This is a genomic window from Acinetobacter sp. YH12086 (assembly GCF_013419345.1).
Classification (GTDB): Bacteria; Pseudomonadota; Gammaproteobacteria; order Pseudomonadales; family Moraxellaceae; genus Acinetobacter; species Acinetobacter amyesii.
The window spans coordinates 60,379-76,327 of sequence record NZ_VPAF01000016.1 but is presented as its reverse complement, the minus strand read 5'-3'; the positions used below and the strand labels follow the sequence as shown (position 1 = coordinate 76,327).

Genomic DNA, 15,949 nt, shown 5'->3' with positions numbered 1-15,949 from the left:
GTGCAGGGCTAACTGTTGTAAGTTGGCTTGCAACGTGGGATTGGGGTTTTTTAGTCGGTGTCATTATCGGCTTGGCTGGTCTTGCGATCAGTTTTGCAAACTACTTATCAAATAAGCAATTTCAAAAGCGCAAAGATCAACGTGAGCAAGAAGAACATGAACTGAAAATTGCGAAATTGCGAGGGCAATGCAATGTCAAACAAGACTAAATATTGGACGTATGGATTAGCAGCTTCGGCTGCTTTTTTTGTGGGCTTAGAAAAGTATGAAGGTTACTCAGCAAAACCCTATAAAGATAGCGGTGGGGTTGTAACACAGGGCATTGGATCTACAACCAAACCAGATGGTAAACCAATCAAAATGACTGATCCGCCAATCACGCGCAAGACTGCTCAAGAGTGGGTAAAGGCGCACGTGTCTAAAGATGAGATTGCATTTCGAAAGTCACTTGGGGGTGTGAAGCTTTCGCAAGTTGAATACGATGTGTACCTCGATTTTTCATATAACTTTGGTGCGGCTAACTGGCGCTCATCATCAATGTTACGCAACTTAAGAGCGAACCAGTACAAGCAGGCTTGTAACTCATTGCTTAAATGGAAATACGTAGCTAAGCGGGACTGCAGTATTCGTTCTAACAATTGCTATGGCGTTTGGACTCGACAATTAGAGCGCCATCAAAAATGCATAGGAGCGCAATAGTGCCATTACTAATCTGGAAATATAAAACATGGATCGCAATTGCGGTCTTTTCTTTTTTATACGTGGGGCAAATTGCATACACAAATCATCTAGCGGGCAAGTTGCGTATCGCTGGTGAGCAATGTAATGCAAAAATCCAAAAAATCGAGCAGAAGCACCTTAAAGCTTTGGCTGAAAAACAAAATCTAATAAACCAGGTAAGTGCAGATTATGAAACACTTAAATCAGAACAGCGTGTGCAAGTCGAAACAGTCACGCGAGAAGTTCAAAAAATTATTGAACGGCCTGTTTATCGCAATGACTGCTTTGATGATGACGGCGTGCAGCAACTTAACTCACTTATCGCCAGTGGTGCCAGCAAACCTCCTTGAGTCATGCGCAGATCTGCAACAACTAGAGTCCGGGCAGGGTAAAGCTTTAATGCTTTGGTCTGTTGATACGGTTGCTAAATACAATGACTGCAAGGCGCGACATGGTGCAATTGTAAAAGCCCTCAAGTGAGGGCTTTATTCATCAGTTACCCTTAATATGTCCAAGTATTGAGTTATAATTTCATTGTACAAAAACATAGTAAGATCATTCGTAAAGTACTTGAAGTAATCATCTAATACATTAGTGGTGATTCGCTCTTCCCATACTTTATGAAAATTATCTTCTCTAATTCCAATTTTATTTAATGACTCAATCTTTTTGCGTAGGTCATTGGATTTGGGGTCTTCAGGTTCTTTATGAATCACATAATGTAGTTCATTCATATCCAAAATTATTTGATTCAAATATACGATGATCTCATGTTCAAATTCCCAAATTTCATTACTGAGTTGTCTTAACTCAACCACGGTAAACTCTTTACGACGAATTTTTATTTTCCACTTATAAAATTGGGTTCTATTGGAATTTATTCTATTTAAGATATCTTGGACTTGTTTTTTTATCACAAGCACATAATTTACTTGAATTTCGTTCTTTTTCATTTCACGCCAATCATTAAATAATAAAGACGCAATATAAGCTGCAGTAAGAGTTGCTGCTCCACCAAAAAAAACCTATCGATACTGAAAATGACTTATCCAATACCTCGGAAAAACCAAGGTTCGTTTGAGAATAAAAATTAAAAGCCAAAGCAAACACTGGAAAAATAATCAAGAAACACAGAAAGATTGCGGTTTGAGCTTTGTCGTTTATGATTCTGACCTTCTTATCACTCACTAATTATCTCCACACCTTCCCAAAGCTTTCCTTTCTTTTTCGCCAAGAATATATTTGCATCTCTTTTACTCATAAAATACTTGGCTTTCTCGTAATCACTGGTCCAATGCCAACCCGATTGATCTACAAAATTCACTTCTGATAATTCCCAATAACCCAAATCATCTTCTTGTTTTACATAGGAGAGATACTTTTTATTTTTCTTCATAACAATCATAGATTCACCTCACCAGCTATCAACCATATCAGCCCAATCTTGCATCATTTTTCTACGCTCTTCTAAATTTTGAGCGTGATTATATGTGCCACGAACGGCATTTTTATCTACATGCGCAAGCTGCAATTCTATCCATTCTGAGCTATATCCAGCCTCATGAAGCAATGTTGATGCTGTAGCTCGAAAGTCGTGTGCAGTAAACTCAAAACCCATAGATCCAAGCGCTCGATTTATGGTGGTTTTGTTCATTATTTTTGATTTATTAAAGACCGAGCAAAACACATATTCATCATTTGATTGTAGTTTTTGACTCTCTAAGATTTTAAAAATTTGATCGCTAATTGGCACCAGATGAGTTCTGTTCATTTTGATGTTTCGCTCGCCTTGATCCAGCTGCTCTTTCGTTGCTGGTGGTATGGTGATTAATCTATTTTCAAGATCAACCCACTCCCAACGCAAGCGACAAACTTCAATTGATCGCATCATTGAATACAATAAAAGGAGTATGGAATTTTTAACCATTTCAGTAGATCGACTGTTTTTTAGCGCACTATTAAAACGTGATTTTTCATCACTCGTTAAAGGTCTAGCGGTTTGCTTTGGAGGGCGCTCAACAGTTTGGCCAAGTGATATTGCTGGATTGCTTTCGCAGCGCAGATTGGCGATAGCGTAGTTGAAGATTGAATTCACAAGTTGGCGATTTCGAATAGCCGTGCTTTCACCAGTACCATGATTCATCTGCTTAGATACGCGCTTAATCGTATCTTTCTGCATTCTGAGCACATCATGCGGAGTAATTGTTTTTAAATCTTTGCTGCCAAATGCAGGGAATAAATCACGCGCAAAAGCTTTCTCTACTGTAAGCCGAAATGATTCAGACCTTTTGTTTTTCTTTACTTCATACCATTCAAGGGCAATATCCTTAAATGTAGATTCTGACTTAAGTTTAGCTTGCTCCTTTTCCTCAATTCGATATTTAGCTGGATCAATATTCTGGTCCAATAGTGTTTTTTGATCTATAGTTTTTTGACGTGCTGTAGCTAGGCTTACAACCGGGTATTCACCAAGACTTAACATTGATGCTTTCCCGAGAAAACGATAACGAAAGCGCCAGTGCTTCGAGCCATTTGGACGCACTTCAATACATAGTCCAGAATGATCTGCCATCCTGTACATTTTATCTCTTGGTTTTAATTGTTTGATCTTGGTATCATTTAGCATAGGTTGTGAGTAACGAAGTGTCGAAAGCTTGTTACTCACAATCTTACTCACATATCCATTTAATGCAATTAGACAATAATTTACGGCAGTTAATGTAAGAGGGCATGTTGAGTACGGCTAAGTATTTTATTTTTATAACAATTTATAATATTTAACAAATCTGATTCTTTTCGATCATCAAAAGCATGAGCGTATTAACCTTTGAAATTTATGCACTTAAATGTGCTTTGAATAGTCCGAAATGATTCTAAATAGTTGTATATTGACCCAAATATCGTGTGGATATTTTAAATAGAAAAATAGTGAAATATTTAGAATGCAGCCAATCATAGCAAATATTATTCAATTTCTGCTGAACAATTTCGCCAAAGTTCATCGCAACTGAAATCATTTCAATAAATTTTCGACTTATAAATTTGGGATTTAATTTGAACAAGACATTAGGCTGAATTTAAGTGGGTAAAATATGTTCAATTGATATTTTAAAAAGATCTGCTTGATGTCGTTAAAAATAGCAATTCAGGCTCTAGATGGAAAAATATGAACCGTTTTGAAGCAAAATCACCAAAATGGAGCACAATTAATGTTAAGGTAAATTGATTAAAATTAAAACAAAATGGTTAAATTAACGTCAAAAAATGGGTACTTTACGGGCTCAAAAAACCTAGATATCGATCATTAATTCAGTTATTACGTCAGTATTTTTCCATTTATAACTAGCTAAGCCATTAGTTTCTATCGTATTTAAATTCGACCTTAAAGCTTTGATAAAATCTCAATGATTTTATCGTTGAAAGCGATTAATCATTTTGGTGCAAAACCAAGTTGCACTATTTTGATACACCTGCGAGAAGTTTTTAAACAAAAGTGATGAAGAGTGGCTGAATATGGTGCATTTACTGTTACACACAGTATAATAGTCGAAAAGCTAGGAGCTAAAATCTTCTATTCTGATAAGGAATTCAATATTTTAGCTTGGCTTTTAAAAGTTGGTACGGTAATTGCTTAATAACTACCAACTACTAACACGCACTTCAGTGTGCACAAAAAAATCATCGGAGCAAAATGAGCATGGCGAACAAGGTCCTTCAACTCATCCAAGAAAGTGGCGCAAAATGGGTCGATTTTCGCTTTACTGATACTAAGGGTAAAGAACAACACGTAACTTACCCAGCAGATTCAATCGACGAAGATACGTTTGAAGATGGCAAAATGTTTGATGGTTCTTCAATTGCTGGTTGGAAAGGCATTGAAGCATCTGACATGATCTTACGTCCAGATGCAGAAACTTGTTTTATCGACCCGTTCTTTGCAGAAGCTACAGTTGTTGTGACTTGTGATGTTATCGAACCTTCAACTGGTCAAGGTTATGAACGTGACCCACGCTCTATTGCTCGCCGTGCGGAAGAATACCTAAAATCAACTGGTATCGGTGATACTGCTTATTTTGGTCCAGAACCAGAATTCTTCGTATTTGACGAAGTAAAATGGGACATCGATATGTCTGGCGCGCGCCACACATTAATCGCTGAAGAAGCTGCTTGGTCTACTGGTAAAGATTACGAAGCTGGTAACTCTGGTCACCGTCCACGTGTGAAAGGTGGTTACTTCCCAGTTCCTCCTGTAGATTCTTCACAAGATATGCGTGCAGATATGTGTGCAAAAATTGAAGACATCATGGGCCCAGGTCGTGTAGAAGTACATCACCACGAAGTTGCATCTTGCCAGCTTGAAATCGGTGTAAGCTTCAACACTATGGTTCGCAAAGCGGACGAAGTTCAACAGTTCAAATATGCTGTTTGGAACGTTGCTCACCAATATGCTAAAACTGCTACATTTATGCCTAAACCAATGGTTGGCGATAACGGTTCTGGTATGCACGTTCACATGTCAATCTCTAAAGACGGCAAGAACTTGTTTGCTGGTGATGAATACGCTGGTCTTTCAGAAATGGCGTTGTACTTCATTGGCGGTGTGATCAAACACGCTCGTTCATTGAACGCAATCACAAACCCATCAACTAACTCGTACAAACGTTTAGTACCACATTTCGAAGCACCGATTATGCTTGCTTACTCAGCACGTAACCGTTCAGCTTCTATCCGTATTCCTTACGTTTCTAGCCCTAAAGGCAAACGTATTGAAGCACGTTTCCCAGATCCAATGATGAACCCGTACTTAGGTTTCGCTGCACTTCTTATGGCTGGTCTTGACGGTATTCAAAACAAGATCCACCCAGGTGAAGCTGCTGACAAGAACTTGTACGACCTTCCTCCTGAAGAAGAAGCTAAAATCCCTACAGTGGCTCATAGCTTAGATATGGCGCTTGAAGCTCTTGCAGCTGACCATGATTACCTTCTTAAAGGTGGCGTGTTCACTAAAGAAATGCTTGATGCCTACATCGAACTTAAAACTGAAGAAGTTCGTCGTCTTAACACGACTACTCACCCAGTTGAATTCGACATGTACTACAGCTTGTAATTCTATACAGAATTACACTGTAAAAAGACCCGCCTTGTGCGGGTTTTTTTATGAGATGGGTTAAGATAAAGCAAAGAGTTGAATAAATATCTAAACATGGCAAAACCACGTAAAAAACATACCGGTTTTTTCCCTTGGATTGATCCAGCAGATCAGGCAAAGGGATTTAAACTCAACTTCTCAGAAGTGACTTATTTGGAAGTTGGGCGGACCGTTGAAGGTTATAAACAGGCTCAATTTGTCGAACTGAAAAACCCAGAGCTGGCATTGGAGTTTGAATACCCTGAAAGTTTTTATATTACAACCGAAGGGTTGGTTTTAATAAAAACGCCGCAAGGCAAGTTTGAAGCCATTGCCAAGACAGATAACTTTTAATTCAACACTAAAAAATTGAACTTAAAAAATGACCTGAAACACAGCAGGTCATTTTTATTGAATGTCTAGCAATTCACCAACCATCATTGCAAACCATGCTGTTTTAAATTATCGATTTCATATGGCGCATCTTCGGCAGGGTAGCGTAAGTTTTCGAATCCTTTGGTTTTGGCAATGGACCAAATCACACTCTCTCCCGCAGGGATGTTTTGGCTGCGCTGTGAATATAGTGGGTCTTGTAGGGCGTCTGCTGCTGAAATAAAAGTCCAGCCATGTTGCTGAAAGGCGGTAAGGAGATCTTTTAAAAATGCGGCATTAATAGCATTCACATGTAAAAGTAAAACATGCTGTGGTGAACGATTTATGGTGAGCTGGGCAAGTTGGTCATAATAATCTGCTCGGTGAAGCAGGTGAGCAATATACGCTTGTTTTAGGGGGTCTAATTTGTCCTGATCTTGCTGTTTGGCATAGTCGAGATATTTTTGGTTATAAAACCAGTCACTGGCATCGATACTCACACCGCCAATGCGGTATTGATGCTGCTCTAACCATTGATAGACAGCATCACGCTTTTTAGCGCTATTACCTTCTTTTAAAAATGGATAACGATAGATACGTGTGTAATTCGGCAGCGTTTTTAACACGGTATCCGAATGTTCAATGCTGTGCAGATAATCTTTTAATGTGACATTTTCTTTATTCAGATTTTGGTGCAGTGCACTATGATTGCCAATCAGATGGCCAGATTGTCCCCACGCTTGAATCAGTTGTTTACCTTGATAATCGCCAATTTTAATCAGGCTCGGAAAAACAATACTTTTGATTTTTTGATCATGCAGATGCTTTAAAATTTGAGCATTGATTTGTTCCGCTTGTGCGTTAAACGCTGGATTTAATCCATCATCAAAACTGAGTGCAATAGATTTTGCTTGAACCGTGATATTGGCACAAAGTAAAACGAAAAAAATAAAAACATGTAGCGGGTAAAATGGAAACATTATGCTTGTGTAATTTAGTGGTTATCCAAGACATCATACTGTGTATATGAGGTTTGTGTTGATTGCATATGTAATGAAGTGCTTAAGCTGTTTTGGTTTTGCTCATTTTACTGAAAACAAGCTATGGGTCATGAAAAACGATGTTGAGTTGGTTACACTAATGATTCGCTATACTCAGCAAATGGTTAAAGGGAAATGAAATATGCAGCGTCAAGCATGCGAAATGCGGGATAAAAGAATGTCTCCTGAATTAAGAACATGGTTGTATGCTTCGGGTTCATTAACCCAACAATTAACAGATTTTGCCCAAGGTGTATTTAAAGTTGAGCCGAGTATTGAGCAATTTCAACGTATGACGCTTCAAGATGCACGGTGGCTACAAATGCCAATACAGCACACAGCTTGGGTACGTGAAAGTTATTTATATGGCTGTGAAGCTGAGCCGTGGGTCAAGGCAAAAAGTATATTTCCAATCCTTAGCATACAAGGACGTGCGCGGATTTTTCAGCATATTGGTAAAAAACCGATCGGACATTTTTTATTTCAGCGTACCAATCCGAAGTGTGAGCGGCGTGTACTGTGGCTAGACGATGGTTGGACACGTCAGAGCTGTTATACTTGGCATGGTTGTAAATTTATTGTTCAGGAAACTTTTTTAGCGAGTTTTGAACAATATTTGCAGAAATAACATTACCAGATGAAGGACAATCATGGCCGTGGTGCAACAGATTACTTGGCAGCAGCGTTTAGAAGCTTATTACTATTTATGTCGCTTCGATAAGCCAATTGGCACGGAACTGGTTTTTTGGCCAACCATGTGGGCACTTTGGATTGCCAATCAAGGAACACCGCAATTCAGTATTTTGATTCCCATGATTTTGGGCACGATATTTATGCGTGCAGCAGGTTGTGCGATTAATGACTTTGCTGACCGTAAAGTCGATGGTGCTGTGGAAAGAACCAAGCATCGTCCTTTAGCCACTGGAGTGATTAGTGCTAAAGAAGCCATATATGTGTTCTTGATCTTGGTGCTTGCTAGCGCATGTATGTTGTTCTTTTTACCGATAGAAACTTTTTATTGGTCCTTTGGGGCATTGTTTTTAGCGTTCATTTATCCCTTTATGAAACGCTACACGCATCTGCCACAAGTATTTTTAGGCGCGGCATTTTCATGGTCGATTCCTATGGCCTATACCGCTGTGGGGCAAACACCTGATTTAACGTGTTGGTTATTGTACTTTGGTAATTTGGCGTGGACGGTTGCGTATGATACACAATATGCCATTACTGACCGTGAATATGATTTGAAAATTGGCGTGAAATCGACTGCGATTTTATTTGGTAAATACGATATTGAAATCATTTCATTATTGCAGGTGCTTAGTATTGTATTGATTGCTATTGCGCTGTATTTAGAAGATCTCTTGATGCCATTCGGTTTGGTCGCGTTATTGGCTGTGGCTGCCGATTTTATTTACCAGTGGACTAAAACCAGAGGCCGTGATCCGCAGTTATGTTTTTGGGCGTTTCGCCATAACCGTTGGGTAGGGTTTATGATTTTTATTGGAATTTTTATGGCATTGGCTCTTTAATGTCATTGATCTGAAACTTTTTAAAATAAACTAAAGCATCCTATTCGGGTGCTTTTTTTTATGCATTAATAAAAAGGCATGTAGTTTCATGTTTAAAGAATAATGATTAAAAAGGATATTTTATGAAACGTTCAAAAATAGCATTGGCTTTGACAGTTGCAGTTTCTATGCTGTCTTTAACCGCGTGTAATGACGATGATAATGACTCATCATCTTCGAATCAAAAATCAACATTTGTGTCTGAAGCAAATTATGCTTTCAATACAGTAGACAATACATCGTCCATTAAAGTCATGACCTATAACATGACAAATGTACAGGGGAAAGCAGCGACTGCAACAGCCTTGGTGTTATTTCCAAAAGCTACACAACCTAAAGATGGGTATCGCGTTGTGGTGTGGGAGCATGGGACAGTCGGAGCAGGAGATGAGTGTGCGCCAAGTAAAAATCTAATTCATCCACGTTTTAAAATTCTAGCTAACACGCTTATGGCGGCAGGTTATGTAATTGTGGCGCCAGACTATGAAGGCTTAGGAACCAAAGGAGTTCATCCATACCTTAATTTATCAAGTGCGGCAAATTCGGCGCTTACTGCAGTTAAAGCGGCAAAAGAACATTATGGTAAGCAACTCAATGGTCAGTGGATGTCGATTGGTCAATCGCAAGGTGGTCATGCATCCTTAGGCACGGCGGAATTTGCGAATACCGATACTAACTATAAAGGTGCAGTAGCAGCCGCACCTGCGTCGAGTTTAGGCACGATTATTAAGATTTATTTAGATCCAAAACTAAATGTTGATGCAAACGGTCAACCTAAACCCCATGGATTGAATAGATTGGATGAACAGTTGGCTCAAGTGCGTTATGCACTTGGTGTGGGGCAGCTTTCGGAGGTTCAAGCACAAGCGTTAATTGATCAAATTGCAGATGGCTATGCTGAGCTTTTGGCATATGCTGCATTGACCAGTTCGGGTATTAAAGCCTATGAGCCAAATTATGATTTAAAAAATATTTTTACTGCTGATGCCGGTGTTATTGCAGAAAAAGCCTATGGACGTACAGGGGATGACGGTGCATGTTTAAGTTATGCCGATCCAAATGGCGCAAATGGTTTGCAAGAACAGTTTAAAGCAGCTGTGATTGAATTCTTAAAAGATCCAACGCATACGGTTTCACAGTACGGAATTGATTTGAATAAAATCGATACCGATCCTGTCGTTCAGAAATTTTTAAATGATAATCAGCCAGCGACAAATGCTACTGCTGCCAAAGTAATTAAAGCGCCTGTGTATATTATTCAAGGTGCAAATGATCAGGCAGTTATTCCTGTGGTTACGCAAGCGCTATTTGCAAATATGAAAACACAAGCGAAGAAGTATTTCCCAGATGAAAATTATGCTGAAGGTTATCAATTAGACGTTGTGCCAAATGCAAGTCATACACAGGCAATTATCTGTAGAAATGCGCAAGCGGTCGAATTTATTCAAGCTAAAATGTCTGCAGGTACAGGTATTGTCTTAACCAATGAGCAAAAAGATGCAAGCCAAAGTCCACATTGTAAGGGGGTAGCTGCTTCAAGCTAAGTTTTTTCAATAATAAAAAAAGGAGCATGTCTCCTTTTTTTTGCATATTGGATTATTAATCATTCAATCCTTAAAAATGAGGGGCACAGTTAGTTCGAGCAAAGAATGTTATGAATACTTGAGCGAATTTTGTTTTTTGCTATATTGGGCGTCGAATTATTTATGTATATGAAAGAATAGTTATGTCTGAAGTTAAGCCAAAACCCAATACCAAAAAGATGATCACTCTGATGGCACTTGGGCTATTGATTCCTATATTTTTGGTCAGTATGGCTTTTCTTGCAGTCAATAGTGATGCCAAAAACCAAGAAAAATATAAGCAACAACAAGCTGAAATGATTGAGCGTATTAAAGCAAAAGAAGCACAAGATGAGGCTTTGGCTGCTGAGGCTGACCAAGCAGTATCAGAAGTGCTGGCAGCTCAAGAGTCAAATGCTCAATAAAATTCTGCTTACGTTATGGATGTGAATGCAATGCGCATTCACCCAATGTTTGATTGTACTTTACGTATTTAACAACTATTTATTTACATCATGCCTGAGCGTGTGAACTGTTGGAATACTGGTGTAGCGGATTACACGGTAGCCAGCTTCTTCAAGCATTGCATCACGTTCAGCATCTTCTTGCTCTTTGCCTATATGACTGGGGTCATCCAGTTCGATAATCACAAGCACATTATAAGTTTGGTCAAGTATGACAAAATCAGTGACTTTTCGATTAAATCTATTTCTGATTTTGTAATTTTGAGTGGTGATCAGTGCGCTAAACGCCACTTGGGCTAAAATGTGGTAGTCCGGAAATGCTTCATTTAATCGATGAAACATCTTACTTTCAAAGGCAGTGATTACACGACGTGGGAAAAACTTTTGTTTGCTTCTAAACAGTCTGGGAAAGACTAAGCAGACAAGGGCAAAAGTTGCCAAGCAACCAATAATAAAAAATATGAACTGACTTAGATCTGGCACGGAATAAACTACATATATGAAAAAAGCCCACGTCATGATGCGTGGGCTTTTTAGAATTTGGCTCTCCAACCTGGGCTCGAACCAGGGACCTGCGGATTAACAGTCCGTCGCTCTACCGACTGAGCTATTGGAGAATCTGCACGCATTCTATGGGGCAAATGCAGTGAGGTCAAGTCAGAATTGCAAAAAATAAGGAAATTTAGGCTGAATGTATTAAATATAAACACCTTTAATATAAAGCGTTTTTAAAACTTAAGCTCTGACTATTCTTTCTAATGTGGTCGGAGAGCTAAGTGAATAGCTTAGGTCATAGAGCAAGTTATACTTATCTTAAAACAAAAGTCAGAGCATAAAAAAAGCCCACGACATAATGCGTGGGCTTTTAGAATTTGGCTCTCCAACCTGGGCTCGAACCAGGGACCTGCGGATTAACAGTCCGTCGCTCTACCGACTGAGCTATTGGAGAATCTGAAGTGGATTCTAAAGATGTATGGGAGGGTGGTCAAGCCTGATTTAAATAAAATACAGAAAAATCAAATTAAGTGTTTTAAAAATAGCCGAATCAGACAGGTTAGTACTTATACGGATACTTTTAGGAAAGCATAAACAAAAAAGTAGGTATGCTTTGTTAAATAGTTGGCGATAAAAAACCCACTTCGCAATGAGTGGGCTTTTTAGAATCTGGCTCTTCCACCTGGGCTCGAACCAGGGACCTGCGGATTAACAGTCCGTCGCTCTACCGACTGAGCTATGGAAGAATAGATGGCTCTCCAACCTGGGCTCGAACCAGGGACCTGCGGATTAACAGTCCGTCGCTCTACCGACTGAGCTATTGGAGAATCTGATGCGCATTTTAGGGATGAAAGCTAAAGCGGTCAAGTAAAAATAAAAGATAAAGCGCTTAAATGTTTTTTTATTATCCAAAGATGAGTTTCTTGCTTATTTATTGATTATTTTAAGCTTTTGTTGCGTTAAACCCTATCGGAATACTTTAACAATTATAGTTAATAGAGTGATGGATGGAATGGTGGGTAAGGTTGCGTTAGATCGCTATTCTAGTTCTGAACATGCTGAGAGTACTATGTACCGTCATTTCGGATGACCTTTATTATATTGAAATAGTTAATAATTAGTCAGTAAATTCCAGTTGTTTTAATTAATTAGCAGATTTTTTTAATAATTTTTAGATAAATAAATCTTCTAAGTACACAAATGGCTTAGCTTCCTGTATAAGAACAAAACAAAGTTTCATGAAATGTTATTGAATATTTAAAAAAGTATTCTAAATTCAATATTTTATAAAATTTAAAAATTTATTTTTAAATAGGGATTTATATGCTTCACATTGGAAGAAAATTATTAACTTCAACTCTCTTATCTATTTTATTAGTCGCATGCGGTGGAGGGGGAGGAGAAAGTAGTCCAACGTCATCAGAAACATCTGTGCCTAAGCCTATTGAAGAAACTTCTGTACTAAGTCCAGATTTGACACATGGCTATTTTGAAATTGAAAATTCTGGCATTGCTAATCACTCAACTATCAAGTTTTCACCATTTCACACAGATAGTGTGATTGAAGCATCTGCTACTAACAATAATATGTGGAATCTAGAAATTCTTACACCAAGCAATGATTTGTCTGCCCATATTAATAATTTGGCGGGTCTTTATTTTTATCCTAATGACGATAAAGTTGGAGTTTTTAGCTATTCGGAAAATGCTAACGGGTATCTGCGGGTTCAATGTCAAAATTCATGCAGTGATACATTTTCTTATAAAATTGAAAAGCAGAGTAATGGCAAAACTTATTTTATTATAGATGCACATGGTTCTATAACAGGACGTTTAAATAATATTGGCTTTGCATCTACAGCTAAAATTAAAGGCTCTGTTAAGTTTGAAGTAAATTCTGATTGGCCAGTATGGGATAGCAAACGATTTAATGAATATCCTGCGAAATCAGACTTAATTGTTAATGGTAAACCTGCAACAATAGAAAAATTTTTGGATTGGAAAACTAGTTCTGTTTTAAGTTTTACGACCGATAAAGAATATTATTTTAATTTTAATAATCCTTTGGATTTTGATCATGATAGATTTATCTTAATAGAGGGGAATTATTTCAGTAATGAGCAACCTAAAGATGTGTACATATATAAAGGATACTTCAATCGAGATTTTACATTAAATACAGATTATGAAAATGGTATAACGACCTTTAAATTCATCAATAACTTATTTACTAACCCTGTTGAATATACTGCGTCTCCAGACTTAAAAGTATCTGGAGGTTTTGTGAAAAAAATTCCTTATGGTCAAGTCATTGCAGGAGATGAAGTTTTTAAAATTGATGAAACTGTTTCAGCAGTTGCATATGCAGAGAATGAAAGTAAATATTATCGTTTTATGAGTCGAGATAAGCAATCTGATCTAGAGTTCACAGTGAAATACGATACTATAACTAAAAGTGTAAATGTAGCTTATCAAAGACCACAGAAGGGTCAATTAAATGTGAATATCTATCTGAAATGGAACTGTAAATTGACGAATAATCATTGTAGTGGTGTAACTGTCAATGATTCAGAGGGAACTATAGAATTTAAAAACGTGCAGTTAGATGATGGTCGTCTAATAAATGGCAAGTTTGGTCATTTAGGCGTAAATGATCTCTTAAGGTAATAATTGTGTAGTTATACTCTCAAAAATATAACTATGGTAATTCTCCTACAATTAATTTAATACATAGTATTTGAAAACACCTTAATTTTAATAAATTTCGGAATCTTGTGTTGGTAAAGGCCATACCTACGGATTTTAAATTTTTAAAATGTTTAACATGCAATATGTGTAATAAAAAATCCTTGTTGCATAACTTTATTTAGTTTCACTTGAACTAAAACAAGAAAAAGTAGTGCTTATATATTTTTATAGATTTTAAAATTGTTAAGCCCAAAAAAAATCACCCTAAAAGGGTGATTTTTTTGACTTTTGAATAAGTTTTAAAACTTATTTTTCAACGCCAGCAGCTTGACCTGCATATTTAGCGTTTGCATAGTCCCAGTTCACTAGGCTTTCTAAGAAAGTAGAGATGTATTTAGGACGAGCGTTACGGAAATCGATGTAGTAAGCGTGTTCCCAAACGTCGATAGTCAACACAGCAACTTTACCGTGAGCAAGTGGAGTGTCAGCATTTGAAGTTTTAAGGATAGAAAGGTTGCCGTTTACTTCGTCAGCAACTAACCAAGCCCAACCTGAACCGAACTGAGTTGCAGCAGCATTTGCAAATTCTTCAGCGAATTTTTCGTAAGAACCGAAAGCTTCGTCGATTTTAGCTGCTAAAGCGCCAGTAGCTTTACCGCCACCGTTTTTAGCCATACAGTTCCAGTAGAATGTGTGGTTCCATACTTGAGCTGCATTGTTGAAGATACCAGCTTTAGAAGCATCGCCTTTAACAGCAGTGATGATTTCTTCTAAAGTTTTGCCAGCAAGGTCAGTACCTTCAATTGCTTTGTTTAGGTTAACCACATAAGTATTGTGGTGTTTGTCGTGATGGTATTCTAAAGTTTCTTTGCTGATGTGCGGAGCAAGATCTTCGTAACCGTAAGGTAACGCTGGTAAAGTAATCGTTGTCATGTTTTCAATTCCTTGCATTTTGCTGGGTTTTGACATTAAGTGCCGTTATTGTAATAGATTCTTGCAGTAAAATGCGCATTGCTTATAAATAACAATACAGAATAAAGCCTGAAAATATACGTATAAGGACTGAGTCAAAGACCAAGACGATTTAAATTAAATCGGGTTGTTTAATTCGAAATAACTATACTCAATATTGAACTGTTCTGAAATAGCTTTTGCGAGTCGTTGTACACCATATCTTTCAGTTGCATGATGTCCACATGCATAATAATGCACATTTAATTCTTCAGCTTCGTAAAAAGTACGTTCACTCACTTCACCTGAAATGTACGCATCACAATCTAATGCAGCGGCTTTGCCAATAAAGTCCTGTGCGCCACCCGTACACAAACCAATTTTTTGAATCGATGGTTTATCTGCCGGCAAGTGAATGACATCAAATCCTAATTTTTCAGAAACGAAGTCTTTAAACGCCGCTGGAGTCATTGCTTGTTTTAAATAACCAACATTACCAATAGGATTGCGCTCAGTAGGATCTAAGGCTTCAATATTCTCTAATTCGAGCAAATCTGCTATCGCTGCATTATTACCTAAAGTAGGGTGACTATCTAAAGGTAAGTGATAACCAACGAGTGAAATATCGTTTTTGATCAGGGTTTTGATGCGTTTGCCACGCATACCTGTGATTGGGTAAGCTTCACCTTTCCAAAAATAACCATGGTGTACCAATAGCAAATCAGCTTTTGCTGCTATCGCGGCTTCAATCGCTGTTTGTGATGCGGTAACTGCACATAAAATTTTATGCACTTCTGCTGAGCCTTCAATTTGCAAGCCGTTGGGAGCATAGTCCTTAAATTCATGTGCTTTGAGTGTGCTGTCACACCACTGAATAATTTCACTTAACTGAGCCATATACTGTCCAAAATCTCAAAGAGATGCATCAAAATTTATGATTGTTTAAATTGTAACTAAA

General features: G+C 37.9%; 17 protein-coding genes and 4 tRNA genes. 10 read left to right on the top strand and 11 right to left on the bottom strand.

Annotation, left to right across the window (positions count from 1 at the left end; all coding sequences use genetic code 11):
- The 3 genes from FTU29_RS14520 to FTU29_RS14510 form a co-directional block, all read left to right on the top strand.
- Positions 1-209, top strand: a 209-nt coding sequence (locus FTU29_RS14520) for a hypothetical protein (RefSeq protein WP_180119680.1), incomplete at its 5' end; no start/stop codon positions are given.
- Positions 193-699 (top strand): lysozyme, encoded by a 507-nt coding sequence (locus FTU29_RS14515; RefSeq protein WP_180122563.1) that lies wholly within the window; start codon positions 193-195, stop codon positions 697-699. The genes FTU29_RS14520 and FTU29_RS14515, both read left to right, overlap by 17 nt.
- Entirely contained in the window at positions 681-1,070 is a 390-nt protein-coding gene (locus FTU29_RS14510; protein WP_218954894.1) for a hypothetical protein, read from the top strand. The genes FTU29_RS14515 and FTU29_RS14510 overlap by 19 nt, the downstream gene beginning before the upstream one ends.
- 135 nt (positions 1,071-1,205) lie before the next feature.
- Here the strand turns inward: FTU29_RS14510 and FTU29_RS14505 are convergent, their stop codons facing one another.
- From FTU29_RS14505 to FTU29_RS14495, 3 genes are all read right to left on the bottom strand, one after another.
- Entirely contained in the window at positions 1,206-1,673 is a 468-nt protein-coding gene (locus tag FTU29_RS14505) for a hypothetical protein (protein ID WP_180122561.1), read from the bottom strand.
- A 227-nt stretch (positions 1,674-1,900) separates the two neighbouring features.
- Positions 1,901-2,125, bottom strand: coding sequence for a hypothetical protein (locus tag FTU29_RS14500; protein WP_180122558.1), 225 nt, complete (start codon positions 2,123-2,125; stop codon positions 1,901-1,903).
- A gap of 9 nt (positions 2,126-2,134) precedes the next feature.
- The gene (locus FTU29_RS14495; protein WP_180035639.1) at positions 2,135-3,346 is read right to left on the bottom strand and encodes a tyrosine-type recombinase/integrase; all 1,212 of its coding nucleotides are present in this window, start codon (positions 3,344-3,346) and stop codon (positions 2,135-2,137) included.
- A 1,065-nt stretch (positions 3,347-4,411) separates the two neighbouring features.
- On the opposite strand from FTU29_RS14495, the gene glnA reads away from it, so the two are divergent.
- On the top strand, positions 4,412-5,827 hold the full coding sequence (glnA, locus tag FTU29_RS14490) for a type I glutamate--ammonia ligase (protein ID WP_171263711.1): 1,416 nt from the start codon (positions 4,412-4,414) through the stop codon (positions 5,825-5,827).
- A gap of 96 nt (positions 5,828-5,923) precedes the next feature.
- Positions 5,924-6,202: a hypothetical protein gene (locus FTU29_RS14485; protein ID WP_111884533.1), complete on the top strand. Its 279-nt coding sequence runs from the start codon at positions 5,924-5,926 to the stop codon at positions 6,200-6,202.
- An 83-nt stretch (positions 6,203-6,285) separates the two neighbouring features.
- On the opposite strand, the gene FTU29_RS14480 is transcribed toward FTU29_RS14485, so the two are convergent.
- Complete coding sequence (locus FTU29_RS14480) at positions 6,286-7,200, bottom strand: polysaccharide deacetylase family protein (RefSeq protein WP_180122556.1); 915 nt, start codon at positions 7,198-7,200, stop codon at positions 6,286-6,288.
- 202 nt (positions 7,201-7,402) lie between these two features.
- Between FTU29_RS14480 and FTU29_RS14475 the strand changes: the two genes are divergently transcribed.
- From FTU29_RS14475 to FTU29_RS14460, 4 genes are all read left to right on the top strand, one after another.
- The gene (locus FTU29_RS14475) at positions 7,403-7,888 is read left to right on the top strand and encodes a chorismate lyase (protein WP_111884531.1); all 486 of its coding nucleotides are present in this window, start codon (positions 7,403-7,405) and stop codon (positions 7,886-7,888) included.
- 22 nt (positions 7,889-7,910) lie between these two features.
- Positions 7,911-8,792: a 4-hydroxybenzoate octaprenyltransferase gene (gene ubiA, locus FTU29_RS14470; RefSeq protein ID WP_180023423.1), complete on the top strand. Its 882-nt coding sequence runs from the start codon at positions 7,911-7,913 to the stop codon at positions 8,790-8,792.
- A 122-nt stretch (positions 8,793-8,914) separates the two neighbouring features.
- On the top strand, positions 8,915-10,375 hold the full coding sequence (locus tag FTU29_RS14465) for a S9 family peptidase (protein ID WP_180122554.1): 1,461 nt from the start codon (positions 8,915-8,917) through the stop codon (positions 10,373-10,375).
- A gap of 182 nt (positions 10,376-10,557) precedes the next feature.
- The gene (locus tag FTU29_RS14460; RefSeq protein WP_180101918.1) at positions 10,558-10,818 is read left to right on the top strand and encodes a hypothetical protein; all 261 of its coding nucleotides are present in this window, start codon (positions 10,558-10,560) and stop codon (positions 10,816-10,818) included.
- 75 nt (positions 10,819-10,893) lie between these two features.
- Here FTU29_RS14460 and FTU29_RS14455 read toward each other — a convergent pair whose 3' ends face one another.
- From FTU29_RS14455 to FTU29_RS14435, 5 genes are all read right to left on the bottom strand, one after another.
- Complete coding sequence (locus tag FTU29_RS14455; protein ID WP_218949488.1) at positions 10,894-11,376, bottom strand: DUF2726 domain-containing protein; 483 nt, start codon at positions 11,374-11,376, stop codon at positions 10,894-10,896.
- A 22-nt stretch (positions 11,377-11,398) separates the two neighbouring features.
- Positions 11,399-11,474 (bottom strand) — tRNA-Asn (locus tag FTU29_RS14450).
- Positions 11,475-11,730: 256 nt separating this feature from the next.
- A tRNA-Asn gene (locus tag FTU29_RS14445) sits at positions 11,731-11,806 on the bottom strand.
- Between the two features lie 216 nt (positions 11,807-12,022).
- A tRNA-Asn gene (locus FTU29_RS14440) sits at positions 12,023-12,098 on the bottom strand.
- A gap of 5 nt (positions 12,099-12,103) precedes the next feature.
- Positions 12,104-12,179: transfer RNA gene (locus FTU29_RS14435), tRNA-Asn, on the bottom strand.
- Between the two features lie 496 nt (positions 12,180-12,675).
- Between FTU29_RS14435 and FTU29_RS14430 the strand changes: the two genes are divergently transcribed.
- Positions 12,676-14,019, top strand: coding sequence for a hypothetical protein (locus tag FTU29_RS14430; protein WP_180122552.1), 1,344 nt, complete (start codon positions 12,676-12,678; stop codon positions 14,017-14,019).
- 327 nt (positions 14,020-14,346) lie between these two features.
- On the opposite strand, the gene FTU29_RS14425 is transcribed toward FTU29_RS14430, so the two are convergent.
- The gene (locus FTU29_RS14425) at positions 14,347-14,973 is read right to left on the bottom strand and encodes a superoxide dismutase (RefSeq protein ID WP_078192384.1); all 627 of its coding nucleotides are present in this window, start codon (positions 14,971-14,973) and stop codon (positions 14,347-14,349) included.
- Between the two features lie 156 nt (positions 14,974-15,129).
- Positions 15,130-15,888: a Nif3-like dinuclear metal center hexameric protein gene (locus FTU29_RS14420; protein ID WP_180122550.1), complete on the bottom strand. Its 759-nt coding sequence runs from the start codon at positions 15,886-15,888 to the stop codon at positions 15,130-15,132.
- Positions 15,889-15,949: the final 61 nt, after the last annotated feature.

What these genes read in the sequence shown, in the direction of transcription:
- FTU29_RS14515 (WP_180122563.1), top strand. Translation starts at nt 193, where the DNA reads ATGTCAAACAAGACTAAATATTGGACGTATGGATTAGCAGCTTCGGCT.
- FTU29_RS14510 (WP_218954894.1), top strand. Translation starts at nt 681, where the DNA reads ATGCATAGGAGCGCAATAGTGCCATTACTAATCTGGAAATATAAAACA.
- FTU29_RS14505 (WP_180122561.1), bottom strand. Translation starts at nt 1,673, where the DNA reads ATGAAAAAGAACGAAATTCAAGTAAATTATGTGCTTGTGATAAAAAAA.
- FTU29_RS14500 (WP_180122558.1), bottom strand. Translation starts at nt 2,125, where the DNA reads ATGATTGTTATGAAGAAAAATAAAAAGTATCTCTCCTATGTAAAACAA.
- FTU29_RS14495 (WP_180035639.1), bottom strand. Translation starts at nt 3,346, where the DNA reads ATGCTAAATGATACCAAGATCAAACAATTAAAACCAAGAGATAAAATG.
- glnA (WP_171263711.1), top strand. Translation starts at nt 4,412, where the DNA reads ATGAGCATGGCGAACAAGGTCCTTCAACTCATCCAAGAAAGTGGCGCA.
- FTU29_RS14485 (WP_111884533.1), top strand. Translation starts at nt 5,924, where the DNA reads ATGGCAAAACCACGTAAAAAACATACCGGTTTTTTCCCTTGGATTGAT.
- FTU29_RS14480 (WP_180122556.1), bottom strand. Translation starts at nt 7,200, where the DNA reads ATGTTTCCATTTTACCCGCTACATGTTTTTATTTTTTTCGTTTTACTT.
- FTU29_RS14475 (WP_111884531.1), top strand. Translation starts at nt 7,403, where the DNA reads ATGCAGCGTCAAGCATGCGAAATGCGGGATAAAAGAATGTCTCCTGAA.
- ubiA (WP_180023423.1), top strand. Translation starts at nt 7,911, where the DNA reads ATGGCCGTGGTGCAACAGATTACTTGGCAGCAGCGTTTAGAAGCTTAT.
- FTU29_RS14465 (WP_180122554.1), top strand. Translation starts at nt 8,915, where the DNA reads ATGAAACGTTCAAAAATAGCATTGGCTTTGACAGTTGCAGTTTCTATG.
- FTU29_RS14460 (WP_180101918.1), top strand. Translation starts at nt 10,558, where the DNA reads ATGTCTGAAGTTAAGCCAAAACCCAATACCAAAAAGATGATCACTCTG.
- FTU29_RS14455 (WP_218949488.1), bottom strand. Translation starts at nt 11,376, where the DNA reads ATGACGTGGGCTTTTTTCATATATGTAGTTTATTCCGTGCCAGATCTA.
- FTU29_RS14430 (WP_180122552.1), top strand. Translation starts at nt 12,676, where the DNA reads ATGCTTCACATTGGAAGAAAATTATTAACTTCAACTCTCTTATCTATT.
- FTU29_RS14425 (WP_078192384.1), bottom strand. Translation starts at nt 14,973, where the DNA reads ATGACAACGATTACTTTACCAGCGTTACCTTACGGTTACGAAGATCTT.
- FTU29_RS14420 (WP_180122550.1), bottom strand. Translation starts at nt 15,888, where the DNA reads ATGGCTCAGTTAAGTGAAATTATTCAGTGGTGTGACAGCACACTCAAA.